21 protein-coding genes are annotated in these 19709 nt (G+C 38.6%); 9 read left to right on the forward strand and 12 right to left on the reverse strand.

Annotated features, from left to right (window positions below; genetic code table 11):
* Positions 1–175: 175 nt before the first annotated feature.
* The 7 genes from AACV33_RS10935 to AACV33_RS10965 all read right to left on the reverse strand — a co-directional run bounded on the left by AACV33_RS10935 (position 176) and on the right by AACV33_RS10965 (position 5415).
* On the reverse strand, positions 176–748 hold the full coding sequence (locus tag AACV33_RS10935; protein WP_017020552.1) for a TetR/AcrR family transcriptional regulator: 573 nt from the start codon (positions 746–748) through the stop codon (positions 176–178).
* Between the two features lie 129 nt (positions 749–877).
* The gene (locus AACV33_RS10940) at positions 878–1786 is read right to left on the reverse strand and encodes a glucosaminidase domain-containing protein (RefSeq protein WP_017020551.1); all 909 of its coding nucleotides are present in this window, start codon (positions 1784–1786) and stop codon (positions 878–880) included.
* Positions 1787–1937: 151 nt separating this feature from the next.
* Positions 1938–2435 carry a peptidylprolyl isomerase gene (locus AACV33_RS10945; protein ID WP_017020550.1) on the reverse strand — a complete coding sequence of 166 codons (498 nt, stop codon included), beginning with the start codon at positions 2433–2435 and terminating at the stop codon, positions 1938–1940.
* A 142-nt stretch (positions 2436–2577) separates the two neighbouring features.
* Positions 2578–3441, reverse strand: coding sequence for a class A beta-lactamase (bla, locus tag AACV33_RS10950; RefSeq protein ID WP_065610980.1), 864 nt, complete (start codon positions 3439–3441; stop codon positions 2578–2580).
* Positions 3442–3445: 4 nt separating this feature from the next.
* Entirely contained in the window at positions 3446–4366 is a 921-nt protein-coding gene (locus AACV33_RS10955; RefSeq protein WP_065610656.1) for a 1-aminocyclopropane-1-carboxylate deaminase/D-cysteine desulfhydrase, read from the reverse strand.
* Positions 4367–4456: 90 nt separating this feature from the next.
* The gene (locus AACV33_RS10960; RefSeq protein ID WP_017020547.1) at positions 4457–4801 is read right to left on the reverse strand and encodes a YajD family HNH nuclease; all 345 of its coding nucleotides are present in this window, start codon (positions 4799–4801) and stop codon (positions 4457–4459) included.
* A gap of 170 nt (positions 4802–4971) precedes the next feature.
* Complete coding sequence (locus tag AACV33_RS10965; RefSeq protein ID WP_017020546.1) at positions 4972–5415, reverse strand: hypothetical protein; 444 nt, start codon at positions 5413–5415, stop codon at positions 4972–4974.
* A 274-nt stretch (positions 5416–5689) separates the two neighbouring features.
* Here AACV33_RS10965 and AACV33_RS10970 point away from each other — a divergent pair, with 274 nt between their 5' ends.
* The 3 genes from AACV33_RS10970 to AACV33_RS10980 all read left to right on the forward strand — a co-directional run bounded on the left by AACV33_RS10970 (position 5690) and on the right by AACV33_RS10980 (position 8105).
* On the forward strand, positions 5690–6157 hold the full coding sequence (locus tag AACV33_RS10970) for a methyltransferase family protein (protein ID WP_017020545.1): 468 nt from the start codon (positions 5690–5692) through the stop codon (positions 6155–6157).
* A gap of 193 nt (positions 6158–6350) precedes the next feature.
* Positions 6351–7214 (forward strand): LysR family transcriptional regulator, encoded by an 864-nt coding sequence (locus AACV33_RS10975; RefSeq protein ID WP_182700207.1) that lies wholly within the window; start codon positions 6351–6353, stop codon positions 7212–7214.
* A gap of 114 nt (positions 7215–7328) precedes the next feature.
* Positions 7329–8105, forward strand: coding sequence for an outer membrane lipoprotein-sorting protein (locus AACV33_RS10980; RefSeq protein ID WP_182700208.1), 777 nt, complete (start codon positions 7329–7331; stop codon positions 8103–8105).
* A 75-nt stretch (positions 8106–8180) separates the two neighbouring features.
* Here the strand turns inward: AACV33_RS10980 and AACV33_RS10985 are convergent, their stop codons facing one another.
* Positions 8181–8531 carry a LysR substrate-binding domain-containing protein gene (locus AACV33_RS10985; RefSeq protein ID WP_182700221.1) on the reverse strand — a complete coding sequence of 117 codons (351 nt, stop codon included), beginning with the start codon at positions 8529–8531 and terminating at the stop codon, positions 8181–8183.
* Positions 8532–8742: 211 nt separating this feature from the next.
* Between AACV33_RS10985 and AACV33_RS10990 the strand changes: the two genes are divergently transcribed.
* Complete coding sequence (locus tag AACV33_RS10990; RefSeq protein ID WP_182700209.1) at positions 8743–9642, forward strand: DnaJ C-terminal domain-containing protein; 900 nt, start codon at positions 8743–8745, stop codon at positions 9640–9642.
* A gap of 240 nt (positions 9643–9882) precedes the next feature.
* Here the strand turns inward: AACV33_RS10990 and AACV33_RS10995 are convergent, their stop codons facing one another.
* Positions 9883–10242: a DUF805 domain-containing protein gene (locus tag AACV33_RS10995; RefSeq protein WP_065610652.1), complete on the reverse strand. Its 360-nt coding sequence runs from the start codon at positions 10240–10242 to the stop codon at positions 9883–9885.
* 141 nt (positions 10243–10383) lie between these two features.
* Entirely contained in the window at positions 10384–11238 is an 855-nt protein-coding gene (locus tag AACV33_RS11000; protein WP_023603098.1) for an SIS domain-containing protein, read from the reverse strand.
* A 261-nt stretch (positions 11239–11499) separates the two neighbouring features.
* Between AACV33_RS11000 and murQ the strand changes: the two genes are divergently transcribed.
* The 4 genes from murQ to AACV33_RS11020 all read left to right on the forward strand — a co-directional run bounded on the left by murQ (position 11500) and on the right by AACV33_RS11020 (position 15433).
* Positions 11500–12402, forward strand: coding sequence for an N-acetylmuramic acid 6-phosphate etherase (gene murQ, locus AACV33_RS11005; protein WP_023603099.1), 903 nt, complete (start codon positions 11500–11502; stop codon positions 12400–12402).
* A gap of 59 nt (positions 12403–12461) precedes the next feature.
* Positions 12462–13916: a PTS N-acetylmuramic acid transporter subunit IIBC gene (murP, locus tag AACV33_RS11010; protein WP_023603100.1), complete on the forward strand. Its 1455-nt coding sequence runs from the start codon at positions 12462–12464 to the stop codon at positions 13914–13916.
* Positions 13917–14068: 152 nt separating this feature from the next.
* Entirely contained in the window at positions 14069–14608 is a 540-nt protein-coding gene (locus AACV33_RS11015) for a YaeQ family protein (RefSeq protein ID WP_065591714.1), read from the forward strand.
* A gap of 111 nt (positions 14609–14719) precedes the next feature.
* Positions 14720–15433 (forward strand): sulfite exporter TauE/SafE family protein, encoded by a 714-nt coding sequence (locus tag AACV33_RS11020; RefSeq protein WP_182700222.1) that lies wholly within the window; start codon positions 14720–14722, stop codon positions 15431–15433.
* 7 nt (positions 15434–15440) lie between these two features.
* Here the strand turns inward: AACV33_RS11020 and AACV33_RS11025 are convergent, their stop codons facing one another.
* Positions 15441–16334 carry a LysR family transcriptional regulator gene (locus AACV33_RS11025; RefSeq protein WP_182700210.1) on the reverse strand — a complete coding sequence of 298 codons (894 nt, stop codon included), beginning with the start codon at positions 16332–16334 and terminating at the stop codon, positions 15441–15443.
* Positions 16335–16476: 142 nt separating this feature from the next.
* Here AACV33_RS11025 and AACV33_RS11030 point away from each other — a divergent pair, with 142 nt between their 5' ends.
* Positions 16477–17334, forward strand: coding sequence for a Vmh family MBL fold metallo-hydrolase (locus AACV33_RS11030; protein ID WP_182700211.1), 858 nt, complete (start codon positions 16477–16479; stop codon positions 17332–17334).
* A gap of 149 nt (positions 17335–17483) precedes the next feature.
* On the opposite strand, the gene AACV33_RS11035 is transcribed toward AACV33_RS11030, so the two are convergent.
* Complete coding sequence (locus AACV33_RS11035) at positions 17484–19436, reverse strand: BCCT family transporter (RefSeq protein WP_182700212.1); 1953 nt, start codon at positions 19434–19436, stop codon at positions 17484–17486.
* Between the last annotated feature and the right edge of the window lie 273 nt (positions 19437–19709).

Genomic DNA, 19709 nt, shown 5'->3' on the forward strand with positions numbered 1-19709 from the left:
TGTATATTTTTTATAGGGTTTTATTTATGGTTTAAATAAAAACATGGCGTATTTTACTGTAGAAAATAAAGCCTATAATAAATAGACTTATTCTATGTTTACACTAATAAGCTAATGTTGATTCTGCTAATTATGATGTTGATTTTCTTATTAACATTAGTTTCAATAACATTGATTAACGCTCAAGAATAATTACTGTTTCTTTCATTGCATTATCAAGGATTTCTCTGCGTTTCTGCATTGCGGCTAACAATGTGCTACCAAGCCATAAGCTATACATCATACGAGAGGTGTCTTCTGGGTTTTGAATAGTGAAGTCGTTCTCAGCATTGCCTTGTTCAAAGAACTGAGCCATACGTTGAATCACTTTTTCTGCGCCTTCAGCCATAACCATCTGCATTTTTCCAGACGCTCCAGAGATTTCACCTGCCAGTTTTACGACTAGACATTTAATATGGAAATCTTCGGTCAATTTAGAGGTTGCCCAGTATTCGAAATACGCTTTTACACGCTCACTGCGAGTCATTGCCTCATCATTCAGAAAAGATTCTAGCGTAGCTAAGTGTTCTTCAAAGTAGTCACTCAGTAAGATCTCTCCAAAATGCTCTTTAGATTTGAAGTAATGATAAAACGAACCTTTCGTTCCTTCGGCTTCATTGATGATTTTCATCAAGCCTACGCCAGCAAAACCATGTTCATTAATCAGTGTAAACCCTGCATCGAGCATAGATTGTCGCATGTCTTTCATCATTATTTACCTGTTACTAAAGTAAGCTAGAAAGTGTAACTGGCCTGTATACCAACCGTCCAGTTTAATTTGGTCAAAAATGTGTCAATAAAAAAGGTTGTAACATTAGTCAGTCACAACCTTTTCTTTTTATTTTGTAAATCGAATACGTATTGGTGTCGTGTAATTAAACTCAACATTATCAAAACTGTCTAAATGATGATTTTTGATTAGTGCTTGTAAATTATCAACGTACGCTTGCCCACGGGTTGAATAATGAGACAGTGACTCAACCAACTCATAGCCTGATAACTTATTATCTTTGCGTAATTGTTGACGTAACGTCCAAAGATCATGGTAAGCCGATGTTGTGTTTAAGTTGTACATATAGCGCGCAGTACCTTCAAAAAGGTTATCAAATGCGGCCACTTTTACATGCCCACCAGGGGTACTTAAATACTTACCGCCTTGAGATGACAGATGTTCACCAAATAAGCTATTACCATTGATAGCGAAGTAACTTGTACCCCAACCACTTTCATCGATACCTTGAGCAAGCACCATGCCTACTGGGATAATATCAAGATGAAGAAGTAACTCATCGATGTTGTTGGTTTTAACATCATAAGACGCCATTAAATTACTCATCCACAGACTTTCTTCTTTTGTCCATTCTGTTTTTGGTTGTTTGGATAATGAAATCGCTTCATTTCTAACGGTAATGATGTGCTTATTTACATCAATAATTGTTGGTAGTAATAAACGAATAAATCCTGATATTTTCTCTTCTACTGGTAACGAATTTAAATTATCAGGAAGATTTTCAACAAAGAAAACAGGGACCGTATTATTTTTTTTAATGTTGCTTAATTGGTATTGATGCTCTTTAAACTCACTAATAAGAGATTGTGCTGAGTGAATTGTTTCTACTTTCACCTCAGGATAAGGCTGGGTTATTTTCTCTGGAGAGAGGGGAAGCGACGTATTAGCGATCGCACTTGATGACGCAATTAATAACAAAGAGGCCGAAATATGTTTTAACTTTTTAGATAAAGACATTCATTGAGTTCCGTTTTCTGTTAGATAAGCATTTGGTGCTTATCTATGGCGTTAATATTGGTTTATCCCAGAAAATTACATTAGGGGGATCTAAAACGGCGCTATAATTAGCACCGTTTTTAGTGTTATTTAAGGGAGAGTAATGCGTTTGTTACTCTTCAATAATAGTCACTTTTTCAATAATGATACTCTCTTTTGGAACATCATCAAATTCACCCATTGATTTTGTTTTTATTTTGGCAATTTTCTTAACTACATCCATACCTATTGTCACTTCACCAAACACGGTATAGCCCCAACCAGCGTTTGTGGTTGCTGTGTGATCAAGGAAGGTATTGTTCGCGATGTTAATAAAAAACTCACTAGTTGCAGAGTGAGGCGCATCGGTACGAGCCATCGCGATTGTACCATTTAAGTTTTTTAAACCGCGGTTTGCTTCATTAACAATAGGGGCGCGCATTTCTTTCTCTTGCATATCAGCAGTAAACCCGCCGCCTTGGATCATAAAACCTTTAATCACGCGATGAAAAATTGTACCTTCATAAAAACCGTCTTGGCAGTACTTTAAAAAGTTCTTTGAGCTAACAGGTGCTTTTTCTTTATTAAGCTCAATATGAATATCGCCAAAGTTGGTAGTTAAAATAATCATCTTTCAGTAACCGTGTAAGTTAAAAATTAAGGAGCGACAGTATACGCATTTACTTCTTCAAGCTATATAGAAAAGGCATTATTCATAAAACGAGAATCAGTGAACCGAGGCGTTAATTAAGTGAACTTTGGCTTCACGAGTTCTATTTTACGTTGAAGTGTGAAAATAATGCGGAGCCAACGTGAACGATAATGTCATTACGCTCTGCCAATGTAAGGTCCGTTTGAGTTAGATAAATACTGATGATCAACGGTAAGCGATGTTCATTCCAAATAATTGCGGTGATCCCACGAGACCCATAACCTCCAGCCCCAGAGCGATCAGCAATAGACCAATGTATTGGTAAAATAGATCGTAATAGGGGATCAGACACCTTGTTATCCATCATCCACTTTTTCAGTGTCACTTTATCGGTGGTGGTCAGTGTATTACCTAACAGAAGTTTGTTAATGGTATTAACCATTGCAATAGGTGTTGTTGTGTCTCTGATATCGCCTTTTTTTGCCTCATTCAATGTAGGTTCAATGCGATCCAGTTGTGTCGTGCTATCCCCCATTAATCGAAGAAAAGCAGTTAGCGAACTTGGGCTGCCTATTTGCTGTAATACGATATTGGCGGCGGTGTTATCACTCATGAGCATTGTGGCTTCACAGGCTTTTTCTGTAGAAATGCTTTTACCTACGTACTTTTCTGTTATTGGAGACCAAGGGATTAAATCCTTTTGTGCGATGGCTGTTTCTGTTTTTTTATTAATGATTTTTTTGTCTGCGTCATGCAGCATCTTCGCACAAGCAAGTGTTTTAAAGGTGCTCATCATTGGAAATCGTTGATTGCCTTTATAGCTCCATATTTGGTTTGTTTTAGTATCTAAAACGGCCACACCAATGTCACCGGATGTTTGTTTTTCAAGAGCGATTATCGTGTCATTAAGTGATGCAGCCATTGAGGTGTTGGCGAATAGCATAAATAAGATAAAAAATAGGGGCAAAACCGTCTTACGTATCATGTCATTAGTTCTCATATTTTCTTATGTATCTTGGTAGCATGCTTTCATTACCTAACAAACCGCCTTGGTGGATATAAAGAAGTGTGGTATTGGGATTATTGGGTAGCCAATCAACCAGACAACGCCACATTAATGGGTCATACAGCAATTCAAACTCTACATTGGTTTGGTCGTGTAATTGTTTCCAAATATCGTAATCGTGACGGTATAATTTACCAAAGTGATGTTTTTTAGTTGGTGTTAATATTTCAGGATGGTCGGTTTCACCAAGCTCCAGAAATTGATCTGTGAGATACTGATTTCCTCCAACGCAAGCACAGGTAATAACTTTGATATCGTGTGCTTTTAAATGCTTATGAAGAAAGAGTGCGGTTGTTCCTGTACCTGATGGTAAAGCAACCGTTAGAGAGGTGAGTGCCTGTTCTTCTTTCCAAATGATAAGTTCTTGAGCTAATTGATTTACGCCACTTTCTGCCAGACCACAACGACCACCTTCAGGTACAAATAATTCATGTTCTTTAGGGTGTCTTATATGTTGAATGTAATCCAAACTGCTTAAGACTGAATCATCATCTTGTTTTGCACTTTCAAGTGAATTTAGAGCAATAATATTTGCCCCAAGATCTAACGCCGCGCGGTAATTGCCTTTGGGATTCTCTTTTAAAAAAGAGGGGATATGATCAACATAAAAATCGAGGTGCCATTCTTTTAATGTCGCCAATGCGGCTAATGAGTACAGTGAATTTGCTTGTGGTGAGCCGTAGCCAATCAGTGTCGTGATATTTGGAAAGTCACCTTCTAATAGTCCCATGAACTTTCGAGCTTTGTTACCAGAGAATTGGGGATGAAGTTGGTCGTCGCGTTTTAAATAGAAATCGACACCATTGAATTGATGTAGAGTTACTGGGCTATTTTCGATTTTCATGATGAGGTTTGAATATAAAAAGAAGAGGGGAAGATAATGACCTTTCTGTTAGTTAGAAAGGTCATATAAGGCGCTGATGATAATTAATAATTACTTTTTCATCATCGATTTTAAAGCCGCAAACGGATTGTGCGTTGCTGATTGGTGATCATCTTCACCTGCTTTAATCTCTGAGCCATATTGATCGTGTTCTGTGTATTTAGAGTGCTCGTGATCATGGCAGAACAAACATAATAGTTCCCAATTACTGCCATCATTTGGATTGTTGGTGTGGTCGTGATCTTTATGGTGAACCGTTAATTCTCGTAGGTTTGAATACACAAATTCACGAGCACAATTACCACAAACCCAAGGGTATAGTTTTAATGCTTTTTCACGGTAACCACTTTCTTGACGGGCATAAGTGCTACTAGAGCCATAAAAATCAGATGACATAATAATCAATTTCCTTTCTAACCTTTTAATTATAAAGGTTTTTCTTTAAAAATAACGACTTAGCATAAGAGCTTCATGTATATATAAACATATAAATACCCATAACGGTATTGTTTTACATCACAATGCAGTCATTTTTTTAAAGTGAGGAATGTACGCAGATTAATGAATTATTTCTGATTCACTTTGTTATTGCTTTTCTTTAAAAGACGTTGAATCGCAAAGGTAATTAAAGACGCTTTAAATATATGTACAAAAGCAGTGTATTGACCAAAAAATGTCAGTGGAACGAAGAGAAATATGATTAATAGAATAATGATGAATTCATAACGGCCAAGATTTCTTATCTCCCATCTTTTTATATCTTTGCTCTTTTCTTCATCCGTTTTAACGGAATCATTATGATTTTTAATTGATAAGAACAACAAAGGAAAGGTGATAAGTAAAAACAGGGGACGAAATTCAACGAATCCGAAATAATCACGATGTTGTAATAATGAATCCATGCAAAAAACAACAAGGGTAGTTGCGACTAAATATCGCAAAAAGTGATGCGATTTGATCATTGTTTCTAAATCTTTAAGACGTAAGTTTTTTAAATTCTCATTATTCATTTTTACTTCACTTAAATACGATTGATAACTATTATCAATAAATTATACAAAAAAAGTATAAAAAAGATATTGTTTTATTGAGTTTTTTTGAGGTGAAGGGATTAGAAAATAAAACGGTCAATTTTGAGAAGGAAGGATTAAGACTAAGCATTGTGCCGTTACTGACCTATATTTCTTGAATAATTAAGAAAAGGCCAGTGACATTGTAATCTTGACTGTTAAAGTAAGCGCTGGATTTATATGGACAGAGAATCACCGTGTGAAAGGAGAACAAATGCGCTCAAAATTAGAACTGAGAGTTCCGCCCCCGCTAGTCATGTTGTTGTTTATGGCAACAGTGTTCATTTTTGACTACCTTGCTCCTTTTAACCTGTTTTACTTGCCTTTGTTGAGCTACGTTCTTGTTCTCGGTTTGATTACTTTAGGTGGGGTAATTGCGTTGTGCGGAGTAAAAGAATTTCGAGAGGCAAAAACAACGGTTAATCCACTTAAACCAGAAAGCAGTTCTTCATTAGTCAGTTCTGGTATTTATCAATACACCCGTAATCCTATGTACCTTGGGTTACTACTGGCTTTGTTGAGTAGTGTTGCTTATACCCAACATCCACTTGGTTTAGTGAGTGCGTTAGGTTTTGTTCTTTATATGAATCGTTTTCAAATTGAACCAGAAGAAAAAATGCTGGTTAAACTGTTTGGTGAGGACTTTAAAGTGTATGCCAATCAGGTGAAGCGTTGGTTTTAACTAGGGGATATCCTCACTAGTATGGTGCGGTCTGGGTCTTATTCCTCTCATTCTAATTGCTGAAATGGTACCAGATACCCAGAATTATGTTTTACTCATCATTATCTCTCTATTTTTGATTGTTATCGTGATTGTTTGAATGAGATTAAGTATATTAATTTCATTAATGATAAAAATAGCGAGATATAAAAGTATGAATTCCATATTTGGAACTATTGATGATCTGTTTTTGTTTTGTAAAGTAGTGCAACTGGGATCTCAACAAGCAGCCGCAAAAGCATTGGGATTACCCGTTTCGACCGTCTCACGCCGTTTATCATTAATGGAAGAGAAGCTGAATGTTCGATTGTTAGAGAAGAAAGGTCGAGAGCTTGTTCCGACTCAAACAGGCCAACATTACTATCAGTTATTAGAAGACCAATTTAATCTACTAGAAAGTAACTGCCACCAATTGAGTGAACAGGTTGAAGAGGTTGTTGGAAATATTCGATTGTCTTTGCCTTATCGTTTTTACAATTTCTACGTTAGAGAATTAATTACTGATTTTTTATTAGAGTTCCCACAAACGTCAATTGAAATTAATTTATGCGCCGAAGATGCGTTACCAAAAACAGACAGAGACTTAGTGCTTACGTTTGATATTAGCCGAGCAGAGGACATGATTGCTCGTCCTTTATTCTTAGCTCAGCATGGTGTCTTTGTCGCAATGTCTTATTGGGATAAGCATAAAGTCGCTCAAATCGAAGAACTTGATTGGATTCGATTAGACGATCAAAAGACCATGACATACACCGATCAAACTCAAACATTAAAGCAGATCCACATTCATCCTCGTTTGCAAGTGAATGATATTGGTCAAGTGCTTCATGCCACGGTGAAAGGGCTAGGTGCTGCAACATTACCTTATCATTTGATCATGCCTGAGATGGATCTTATTGAAATATTTTCCGATCATAAGTTCCCACCAAGACAATCTTTTTTGGTGTATAAACAACGAAAATTTCAACCTAAAGCATTAACTATTTTAATTGAACGTCTCATTGCCACAATGCCTTAATTTTTGACATTATTCTGACTTTTCTTTGAGTTGTTTCGTCTTAGAGGTCACGAAATTATTCATCAAAACGGATTAAAATAAGTTCATAAATTAAGCATCATGGCTAGGTGTATTATGAAAAATAAAATCAAACTGATTATTAAAATTGTTCTGTTTTTTGCGTTTTTTGGAGTCGTTGGGCATGTTTTTGCAGCAGAAACGCTGTCTGCAAAGGCGATTGTTGAAAAATCAGATAAGCAGATGCGAGGAGAGTCAAGATACATAGAATTGACCATGAACGTCATCCGTCCTGATTCGACACGAAGTCTGAGTATGAAAAGTTGGAATAAAGGAGAAGGCCTTTCTTTAGTGCTTGTTACCGCTCCCGCAGAAGAACGGGGAAATGCGTCTCTGAAACGTGACAATGAGATTTGGAATTGGGATCCAAGAGCTGAGAAGGTCAGTAAAATTGTGCCATCAAAATTAGACCGATTTTGGTTGGCATCGGACTTTACGACTAATGATGTGATCAACCAATCATCGATAGTGGCCGACTATGATCAAAAAATCATCAAAGAAGAGGTGATTGACGGCGATAAAACGTGGGTGATTGATGCCATTGCAAAACCAGATGCCCCTATCATGTTGAGCAAAGTGCGTTTATGGATTTCACAAAAGACGTTTATTCAACGTAAAGTCGAATCATACGATGAGTTTAATAAATTAGTTAATACGATGAGCACGAATGATATAAAAGAGTTTAATGGCCGCAATGTTGCCACTCGTATCGATATGATCCCTGCCAATAAATCGGGTTATAAAACCGAAATTCTTATTAATAAAGCGCATTTCGATTTCATTATTGATGATGAATTTTTCTCTAAATTACAAATGAAATCGTTACGTAATTGATTCTTGTAAATTGATGTGAATTACAAACATACACAACGAAAGCCCTAATGAAATAATACCTCTATTAGGGCTTTTTTATGAATTCAAATAGATACGTTCAGTAGAAATAATCCAATCTACAAAGAGTTGAGAAGCGAAATGATCACTGTCTTCTGAAACCGATAAAAAGAAGGCATTCGTGTTAAATTCAACCGGCTTGGTTAACGCAACCAATCCCCCTTGTTCTATTAATTCCCTTACATGCCAATCCCAAGCTAGTGCAATTCCCGCATCATTAACCGCGGCTTGAATAACGGAAACTTGATCCTCAACTTGAATAACATTTTGAGGCGGTTGGTATTCGATTCCATACACATCAGCCCACGATTGCCAATCTTCCCAAAATGATAAGGTCTCTTTAAGTAAAGAGTAAATGATTATTTTTATTTATTGAGTCCATTTATTAATACGTAAATAGAGTGATTTTGTGTGGAAATTGGCAATGTAAAGAAGATAAATGGCAAGAACTTACCGCATAATGTGAGATAGATCTTGACCTTAATCTGATAGGACATAAACTCCATTGATTAGTATTATTTTATAACAGGCGTTTGAGCTCTCTCTGACGCCTGTTTCTATTCATTGACGAGGTTAAGTCATGTCTAAACGTGATTATTATGAAGTCCTTGGTGTCTCTAAAAGCAGCACAGAAAAAGAGATTAAAAAAGCGTACAAACGTCTTGCGATGAAATACCACCCAGATAAGAATCAGGGTGATCCACAAGCCGCAGACAAGTTCAAAGAAATCAAAGAAGCGTATGAAATTTTAACGGATGCCGATAAACGCGGGCAATACGATGATTATGGTCACGCTGCATTCCAAAATGGTGGCTCAGGTGGCGGTGGTGCTGGCTTTGGTGGTCAGAGCCAAGGCTACGGCGGATTTGAAGATATTTTTGGTGGTGCATTTGGTGGCGGCGGGCGCAGTCGTGGTGGGTTTGAAGACATGTTCTCTCAACAACGCCGTCCTCGTCCACAAAAAGGCCAAGATCGTCAGTTTAACTTAACAGTTGAATTTGCGGATGCCATTAATGGGTGTGAGCAAGTCATCGAATTACCAATTAATGGTGAGAATAAAAAAATCAACGTCAAAGTACCTGCGGGTATTGATGATGGTGAGAAAATTCGCTTTTCTGGTAAAGGCGAATCTGGAACCAATGGTGGTCCGGCTGGGGATTTATTAATTCAAATTAATACTCGTCCTCATGAGATTTTAAAACGTGATGGTAATGATTTAATTTGCCCTGTTACAATGGATTTTGCAACCGCAGCTCTTGGTGGTGAAGTTGAGATCCAAACGTTAGAAAGCCGCTTTAAATTGAAAGTGCCTGCAGGTACTCAAAGTGGTCGTAAATTCCGAATGAAAGATAAAGGCGTGAAAGGCCGTAAAGGAATTACAGGGGATCTAATGGTAGAGATTATCGTAGCGACTCCGACGAATCTAACGGATAAGCAAAAAGAATTATTGATGGCGTTTAGAGATCTAGCGACGGCATAAAGAACCAATATTTCTAAATTTGAAGGCATGAACAATGAATACATTATTCAGATTGTTCGTGCCTTTTTTGTCTCTGTATTTTTGATGCTATAAGCGAGAGTGCGGTGAATTTTAATTGCGGACACTTTATTAGATACGATTTAATTTTTTAGAAGAGAAGAAGAGAAGAAGAGAAGAAGAGAGATACGAGCGCTTTTATACGCTCGTCATTAATGGTGTTGTGATAGTTTAGCGATAAACTTAATTCAGTTTAGGACTTTTACCAAAATTATTGTCACCGTCATTACCAGATAAGAAGCCACATTCAACCAATAACCATAAGCCACCAATAAATGGCACAAGACCAATTAACATCCACCAGCCGCTCTTATTACGATCATGAAATCGTTTGATATATAGCGCGCATGATTCCCAAGTGTTTAGTACGAATGCGATTAAAATAACGATTAATCCAGCGGCACTTGGTGCGTTAGTTTCTACATCAAATGTCATTGATAACAGTCCAAAAAGTACTAATGATTGAACGATCATGAATAATGTACCTAGCCAGAATTGCTTGCGACTAATACGTCCTTGAAAAGAAAATAAGATGTCTTTCATTTTATATTACCGGTCTATTTAATTACCAACAGGGCAATTATTATGGAGCTGAATTATACTAAATTACAGAGAGGCATGTTGCCTAAATCCATAGGCAATTAATGTTATTTGCTAGAGAAAAACACCTTATGTTGATCTAGATTATCTAATGCTGTCGATAGTTGATGAGATTTCATCGATAAGTAATTTGGCACTGTCACTTCTTAGTTGAAATAAGGTCATAAAAATTAAATCGGTAATGACGTTTTGTGCCGTACGAGATGAAATGGATGAACTGCGAAACTGACGTTCATCTGCAATGGTATCAATACAATAGCTTGCGACTTTCCTTAATGGACTTTTCTTCGTAGAGGTAAGGGCAATAACCGTCGCTCCTTTTTCTATTGCCATTTGCGCAGCGACTAATACTTCCTTTCTGTTTCCTGAATAAGAAATCACAATTTGTACATCTGTGTTTGATAGCGTATTCGCGGTAGCGATTTGAACATGACTGTCTTGTTCTGATAACGCCGTCATTCCAATCTTTAATAATTTAAAGGACAGATCTTTTGCGGTTAATGCGGATCCTCCAATACCAATAATTTGAATTCGGTTGGCATTGTTTAATAACGAGATAATGTGTTCAAACTCTTGGTAATCAATGGCGTTGGTGGTAGCAACTAAGGCGTGGTGTTTTTCTTGAACCAATTTTTGGGCCATTGTTAATGAAGAATCATCACTGTGGATTTTATTGTGGATTGGCTTTTCTGGTTCTAGGATGGCGTGCTTTCTTCCTATGTCTTCAATTATTGCCAATTTAAAAGCAGTGAATCCTTTAAAGCCCAATTTTTGCGTTAGCTTAATGATGCTAGATTGAGAAACTTGAACTCTATTTGCCAATTCTTGGCTAGAGTAGGCACCGATTGCCGCGGGCTGTTCTAGTATAAAATCTAAAATTTTAATGCCATTGGCTGACAAATTGCTTCTTTGATTTTGTATCTTTTCTAAAATACTCATAATGCCTATCTTTTTTTGAATTAATTATTCCAAATTTACTCTTATTATTCTTGATTGGTTTATTGTTTTTATCTTATTGAAAATTAATGGTTTATCTCTATTGCTTAACGTGTTCTATCTTATTGTTAATTTTGTTTATTCCACTTATTTTGAGAGTTTAGAATAACTTTTGTTGTGATTTTGGTCACTAAATGGAATTTTTTATTCTTTATGATGGCAACCATTGAAATTGAGAATTTATCTTTTGAAGAGAACGCCATTATGAAAATTGATCTAACCACATTGGTAACAGAAAGCCGTAATCAAGCAAGTGAGCAAATAGATGTGTTATCAACCGTAGAAATGTTGACGGTTATTAATAAAGAAGACCAGAAAGTGGCGTTAGCCGTTGAAGCTATTTTGCCTCAAATCGCAGAAGTTGTAGATGCAATTGCTGTGGCGTTTCAATGTGGTGGGCGTTTGATTTATACCGGTGCAGGCACATCTGGCCGCTTAGGTATTTTGGATGCAAGTGAATGCCCTCCAACCTACGGTTCTAATCCTGATCTGGTTGTGGGTTTAATTGCTGGCGGTCATAAAGCGATTTTAAAAGCAGTAGAAAATGCAGAAGACAACCGTGAATTAGGCGCATCAGATCTGCAAGATTTGGGATTGAACGAGAAAGACGTGCTAGTGGGTATTGCCGCGAGTGGACGTACTCCTTATGTTCTTGGTGCGATGGCATACGCAAAATCAGTGGGTGCAACCGTAGCAACGCTGAGTTGTAACCCAAATAGCCCAATGACAGAGCTGGCAGACATCAATATGACACCAGTTGTTGGCCCTGAAATCGTAACGGGCTCTTCTCGTATGAAAGCCGGAACCGCTCAAAAATTGGTTCTGAACATGTTAACAACCGGAGCGATGATCCGCACTGGTAAAGTATTTGGTAACTTGATGGTTGATGTCGAAGCAACCAATGCAAAATTAGTACAGAGACAAAAGAATATTGTTATTGAGGCTACGGGCTGTTCAGAAACGGAAGCCGCAGAGTCGTTATCTCAATGTAATAACCACTGTAAGACAGCGATTCTTATGGTGTTGTCTGGGCTCGATGCGAAAAGTGCGACAGACAAATTGACGGAATATAATGGATTTATTCGCGATGCACTCGCTAATAGCTAACCAGACTATGCAGATCAATATGGTCTGCAATAGCCTCTAGATTGAGAAAGGAAAATGGCATGGCCAAGATAACGACATCAATGGTACAAGAGATCTTAAACGCAATTGGTGGCAAAAATAATGTCATTAAATGTGGCAACTGTATGACGCGTTTACGTCTTACTTTGCATGATGACAGCTTAGCGAATCGAGATACGATTAAACGCATTGCAGGCGTGATGGGTTTGGTTGAAAGTGATGATCAATTTCAAATCGTTTTAGGCCCAGGCAAAGCACAAACAGCCGCTGAAATGATGAATGAAATGATGGAGGGAGAAGACAATAGCGACACGCCTGATTCGTCAAAACAAAAAGAGTTGAAAGACGTTGCTTCTGAGCATAAACAGAAACTAAAAAAGAAACAAACGAGTGCGACACAGCGATTTTTAAGTAAATTTGCGACCATCTTTACTCCGTTAATTCCGGGTTTCATTGCCGCTGGTTTGTTATTGGGTTTTGCTACGTTATTAGACCAACTCTATATCATGGGAAATGAATCTCCAAATGCCAATTTGGTTGATTTGATCCTGTATATGAAAGTGTTCAGTAAAGGCTTATTTAGCTTTTTAAGTATCCTGATTGGTTATAACGCACAACAGGCGTTTGGCGGTTCTGGGGTTAATGGTGCGATTTTAGCTTCTTTGTTTGTTCTGGGTTACGATCCTGAAGCAACGACGGGAATTTATGCGGGCATGACCGATTTCTTTGGGCATGGTATCGACCCGAGAGGTAACATCATTGGCGTATTGATCGCCGCTATTGTTGGCGCGGGTGTTGAGCGTAAAGTTCGTCAATATATGCCTGATAACCTAGACATGATCTTAACGTCGGTTGTCACTCTGCTGATAATGGGTGCGGTTACTTTTGTGGTGATTATGCCGCTAGGTGGCGTGTTATTCCAAGGCATGTCATGGTTGTTTATCAACTTAAATGGCAATCCGTTTGGTAGTGCCATCTTAGCTGGGCTGTTTTTAATCTCAGTGATGTTTGGTATTCACCAAGGTTTCGTTCCGGTTTATTTTGCACTGATGGATGCGCAAGGTTTCAACTCATTATTCCCAATTCTAGCAATGGCAGGAGCAGGGCAAGTCGGTGCATCATTAGCTTTGTACGCTAAAGCAGGAAAAGACGCCTTACTTCGAACTCAAGTTAAGGGGGCCATTATTCCTGGTTTCTTAGGTATAGGTGAGCCGCTGATTTATGGTGTGACATTACCACGAGTAAAACCGTTTATTACGGCGTGTATTGGTGGGTCTGCCGGTGGTTTCTTTATCGGATTAGTGTCTTACATGGGATTACCAGTAGGTTTGAATACGGTATTTGGTCCATCAGGTATTGTCGCATTACCATTAATGACATCAAGCGCGGGTATTTTTGCAGGTATGCTTGTGTTTGCTGCCGGCTTAGTGATTTCTTATGCGGTTGGCTTTATTGCAACGTGGTTCTTTGGCACAAAAAATGTAGATTTGAGCTAAGCTTAGTATTGGAAAAATAAAGAACGAATAAGTACTTTCCCCTATAAGTACGTTAAGGCCTCGCAGGTACCACTGTGAGGTCTTTTTTTATGCCTAGCTAAGCAACAAGAATCGCGTACAATGCCTTCAATTCTCAATAGTTAGGAAAGCCAGTGGCTATCAAACCAACCATCTACAAATTTCGTGTCGCGTTAACAGATCTGAATCGTGATCATTATGATTCAGTAAGCTTGACCATCGCTCAGCATCCATCAGAAAGTGAAGAGCGTATGATGGCTCGTGTATTGGCATTTTGTTTGAATGCTGAAGAGCGTTTAACGTTTACGAAAGGATTGTCTGCGATTGATGAGCCGGATATTTGGGTTCGTGAATACGATGATACGATTTCTCTTTGGATTGATGCAGGTGAGCCAGATCCTGAGCGTATGAAAAAAGCGTCACGCCAGTCTAAAGTGACTAAGGTGTACAGCTTTAACTCAAAATCTGAAGTGTGGTGGAAGCAAAACCAAAGTAAATTCAAACAGTATCCTGTTGATGTGGTTCGTTTTGATTCTGTTCAAATACACTCATTTTCTGCATTGTTAGAAAGAACGATGGAAATGTCAGTGATGATCACAGGCGATTCCGCGTTTATTTCAGCAGCGAAAGGTGACTGCGAAGTGACATGGGAAACCTTGCAATCGGTTGAATAAGTTCGAAAGGGTAAAGCGTGTAATACTGCTGTTTCCTTTCTAACATCTAGTTCATAATGCCTTCTGATATGACTATCATAATAGAAGGCATTTTTTATGGAGCTTCCTCTAATGGATTTAGGTTTGTTGTTTGCGATGATTCTGATTTTTATCGGGTCATTTGTACAAAGTGCGATTGGTTTTGGTTTAGCGATTGTCACGGCACCTCTTTTATTTCTTATTTCGCCGAGTTACGTTCCTGCGCCTATTGTGATTGTTGGTTTGTTTTTATCCATTATTAATGCGTATAAATACAAAGCGAATGTCTCTTTTCGTGGCTTAGGCTATGCATTTTTAGGTCGAATTCCGGGATCGATTCTTGGAGGTTTGCTGCTTTATTATGTTGATGCAAAACTCTTGTCACTTTGGATTGGGGTTGTCGTATTGCTTGCGGTTGTGGTGAGTTTGTTGCCTTTTCGCATTGAACCAAATAATTCAAGAATGACAATTGCTGGTTTTTTCTCTGGTTTGTTCGGTACGAGTTCTGGTATTGGTGGTCCGCCAATGGCGTTGTTATTACAGCATCAAGAGGCGAATTTAATCCGCGCTAATTTATCCGCTTTCTTTGTTGTGAGTAGCCTTATATCGCTAGCGGTGCAAGTCCCTGCTGGTTATATGAGCATATCGCATTTGTATCTTACTTTACCGTTATTGCCAGCGTCATACGTTGGTTATTTAGTCGCAATGAAAGTGGTGGATAGAATAGACAAAGAGACGATTCGAAAAGTGTCTTTAGTGATGTGTTCGATCTCTGGTATCGCAGCGATTGTGTTAGCGTTAAGATAACGCTAACTTACCAATACCGTGACGTTTTCATTCTTTCAGTTAGAAAATCAATGAAGGCTCTCTGTAAAGGTGTTACTTGTTTTCGTGTCGCGTAAATCGCATAAACGTTTAAGATTTTTGGCTGCCATTCAGGCAGTAATGGCACTAAGTCACCACGATCAATCAAGGGTTGAACGGTAGGTAAGGGTTGTTGACTAATGCCATTTCCTCGTAATGTCGCGGCAAGTAATACTTCTGACAGGTTTGCGCTAATATTCCCCGTAATTGGAACAGACTCTGGCCCATTAGGACCATCAAACACCCATGCAGAACGGCCAAAATAAGTGTAAGAAAGGCAGTTATGTTGACTGAGTTCTTGTACATTTTGAGGCGTGCCATTTTTGGCTAGATAGGTGGGTGAAGCACAAATAATAGAGCGGCATTCGCCTAGACGCTTAGCCACAACATTTGGTTCAACGTCATTCGTGATGCGAATAGCCAGATCAATACGAGATTCAATAATATTTACCGATTCGTCAGTAGAAAGGATATCTATCGAGGTTTCTGGCCACATCGTCACAAATTCATCAATCACATCAATTAAAAAACTGTCTATTAATGAATAGCTTGCCGTTATTCGTAGTTGTCCTTTCAGCTTTACTGTATTTTGATTTCGAATGCCATCCAAAGTACCCGCTAACGCTAATAGGTTTCGTGCGGCCTCAAGCGTTTCTTCCCCAGGCGTGGTTAGACTGAGGCTTCTTGTGGTTCTATGCAGTAATCTAACGTCCATCCAGTTTTCTAACTCAGCCAAATAACGAGACACTTTTGCTCGTGACATGTCGAGATGATCAGCTGCTGCACTCAAACTTCTCTGTTCAACGATTGTGACAAAAACATGTAACGCGGTCAGTCTATCCATCACTTTGTACCTAAAATCTATATGCTCGAAAAATGAAACAGTGAAAGTCAGATTATCGGGTATTTCAACGAAATACAATCTAATAACATAGTCTTTTAATCGTGACATATTCACAGACTGTTTCTACATATATAGGTAAATTATGACTACATTTTCTGCAATCACTTTAACGAGCGCACTGATATTGACCAGCTATGCATCCGCAGCAGATCTTAATATTTCACCGTACAATCCAGGTAAAGATGGCGTTTTTCCAACGACGTCAGTGCTTGTGAGTGGTGAAAAAGAAGCCATTTTGTTTGACGCGCAATTTAGCATTAAGGATGGTGAGGCGTTAGTTCACAAGATTAAAAAAGGGAATAAGAAGCTCAGTATGATTTACATCAGCGGTGGTGATCCAGATTATTACTTTGGGTTACAACCATTAGTTAACGCGTTTCCTGATGTCAAAGTGGTAGCAAGTGAAGCGGTGGTAAAGCATATCAAGAAAACAATGGATGCCAAACTCGCTTATTGGGGACCAATTTTAGGCGATGGAGCGCCAACAAAGCTCATCGTTCCAGAGGTATTAAACGATACAACGTTAATACTTGATGATAAAAAAATAGAAGTAAAAGAGATAAATACACATCAAACTTATTTATGGGTACCGTCTGAAAAAACCGTGTTTGGTGGGGTGTCGGTTTATTCTGGAATGCATGTGTGGACTGCGGATTCACAAACAAAAGAAGCAAGAAATGAATGGGGACAATCATTAGAGCGAATGATGAAATTACAACCAGAAATCATTATTCCGGGACATTATCTTGGTGATATACCGAAAAACACAGAAGCCGCTATGTTTACCTTTCATTATTTAGAAAACTTTGAACACGCGCTGTCTCAATCAAATAAATCTGAAGACGTGATTAAAAGCATGAAAACCCATTATCCACAATTAGAGTGGGAAGATGATTTGTCTTTAAGTTCTAAAGTGAACACGGGCGAGATGGAGTGGTAACACTAATGAGATTGAGTTTTAGTCGTTATTTTTATCGATAACGACTGAATTAATAAACAAAAAAACCGCTCTTAGATTGAGCGGTTTTTGTATTTAGTATGTGAGTTAATGCCTGAGAATTCGTAGCAGACATTAACCACAAAGTTAAGTTAGCTTGGTGAATTCAATCTTGTTTTAATCGCCAATTTAGCGTCTTCGTTTGCTTGTAAAGCTTCGTCTTCGACCTTTTGAGACATTAATGCATCAAAGGAAACACGCGCTTCTTGAGCAAGTACTGACGCCGCCAATTTAGCTTCTTTAGCATTCATTGAGTCATCCGTTAATTGACGTAAATTTTCAATAATATCATCAGGCGCATCGCCTAAATCAACGCTTGATTCTCCACGTGCTAACGCTTCTTTACGTAATTGTTTTTTCAGCATCCAAATTGCATCGTTCGCTTCACGCTCAAGATCTGCGGCTTCAATTGCGTTGTCACGTAGTTGCTCAAAGCGAGCCAATGCTTGACCTTCTTTACTCCACGGATCAACATCTGGCAGGTTAGATATGTTGATTACTGGATCTATGTAATCATCTTGGTGTGCCAAGTCTAGCATCGCTGCTTTAACGCCTGAAATCATTAGCATTACTGCGATAACTAATAGCGGTAAACCACCCACAATTGCCGCTGTCTGTAGTGTTGCTAAGCCGCCCATAAACATCAATGTCGATGGCATGAATGAAAGGGTGAAAGCCCAGAATAGGCGGTTCCAACGCATTGGTTCTTCAGTCACATTCGTTTGTACCACTGACGCTAAAATATAAGAGATAGAGTCAAATGTTGTCGCGGTGAAAATCACACACAACAAGGTAAATACAGCAATGACGAAGGTACTAAATGGCAGTGTTTCTAAAATAGAGAAGATGGCGCGAGTAGGGCCTTCTACATTAAGAATGTTCACTACATCTAACTCACCCGATAATTGCAGTGATAAACCGTAGTTACCAAGAATGATGAAGTACATTGAACAGCCTAGAGAGCCGAAGAATACCGCACCAGAGACCATCTGCTTAATCGTTCTACCGCGTGAAATACGAGCAACAAATAGGCCCATGCTTGGTGCAAATACTAACCACCATGCCCAGTAGAAAATGGTCCAATCTTGTGGGAAGTGAGTATCTTCAAAAGTCCCCATACCACCGAAAGGTTCAGCCCAAGTCGCCATAATAAAAAAGTTAGATAACATACGACCGATTGAATCTAAACCTGTTTCCAACATAAAGATTGTTGGACCACAAACTAAGACAAACAGCAGTAAACCTAACGCACCCCAGAAGTTAATATTACTTAAAATCTTAATGCCTTTATCCATGCCCATGTATGACGAGTAAGCAAAGATCGCAGTACATACCATCAATACTAAGATCTGGCTGCCCGTTGTTGCTGGAATACCAAATAGATAGCTAATACCTTCGTTAATCAGTGGTGCGGCTAAACCTAACGTTGTTGCTGCGCCACCTAATAAACCAAAGATAAACAGAACATCAATGATTTTGCCTAATTTACCAAAGCTGTTAGCTTCACCAATCACAGGCATTAAAGCAGCAGATACTTTTAGTACAGGCTGTTTACGTACATAGAAGAAGTAAGCAATTGGAATTGCAGGGATCATATAGATACACCAAGCAATTGGACCCCAGTGGAACAGACCATAAGTGGCTGCCCAACGTACCGCTTCTTCACTGCCCGCTTCTAGTTGAAACGGAGGGTTTTGATAGTAATATGCCCACTCGATGGTGCCCCAGTACAAAATACTCGCGCCGATGCCGCCACAAAATAGCATGGCCGCCCAAGACGCCAATGCAAATTCTGGCTTCTCATCTGGATCACCCAGTTTGATTTGGCCGATATCAGAGAAAACGATATAGATCATGAAGAAAAATGCCGCTAAACCTAGACCTAAATAAGCAAAGCCTAGTTTGTCGGTCATAAATGTTTTAGCAACGGCAATCCATTCAGCGCCCTGAACTGGAAATACCAGTAAGGGAGCAACAACTGAAAAAAGTAGTAATAGTGCGCCGAAGAATGTTGGTTTATCGATAAGCTCGAAGTGCTTTTTCATTTTTATTGTCCGTAATAAAAACAGATTTAATTAAGTGCGCGCACAAATAACTCCCCGTACTGAGGAGATCAGACAGGTTTAACTTAAATTAGTAGAGTATAAAATATTGTAGGCGGACGGTTTTTTGTGAGTAATGTAATGCTCGAAAATTATCCAAATCACGATTAATCTGGATTCAAGATAAAATAGTGCTAATTGGCCTGTCTGTCGACAAACTTATTTCTTGAATTTATAAAAAGTGTGATCAAGGTATCATAAAGATTTAACCAGAAA

Source organism: Aliivibrio sp. SR45-2 (genome assembly GCF_963890165.1).
GTDB classification, from domain to species: Bacteria; Pseudomonadota; Gammaproteobacteria; order Enterobacterales; family Vibrionaceae; genus Aliivibrio; species Aliivibrio salmonicida.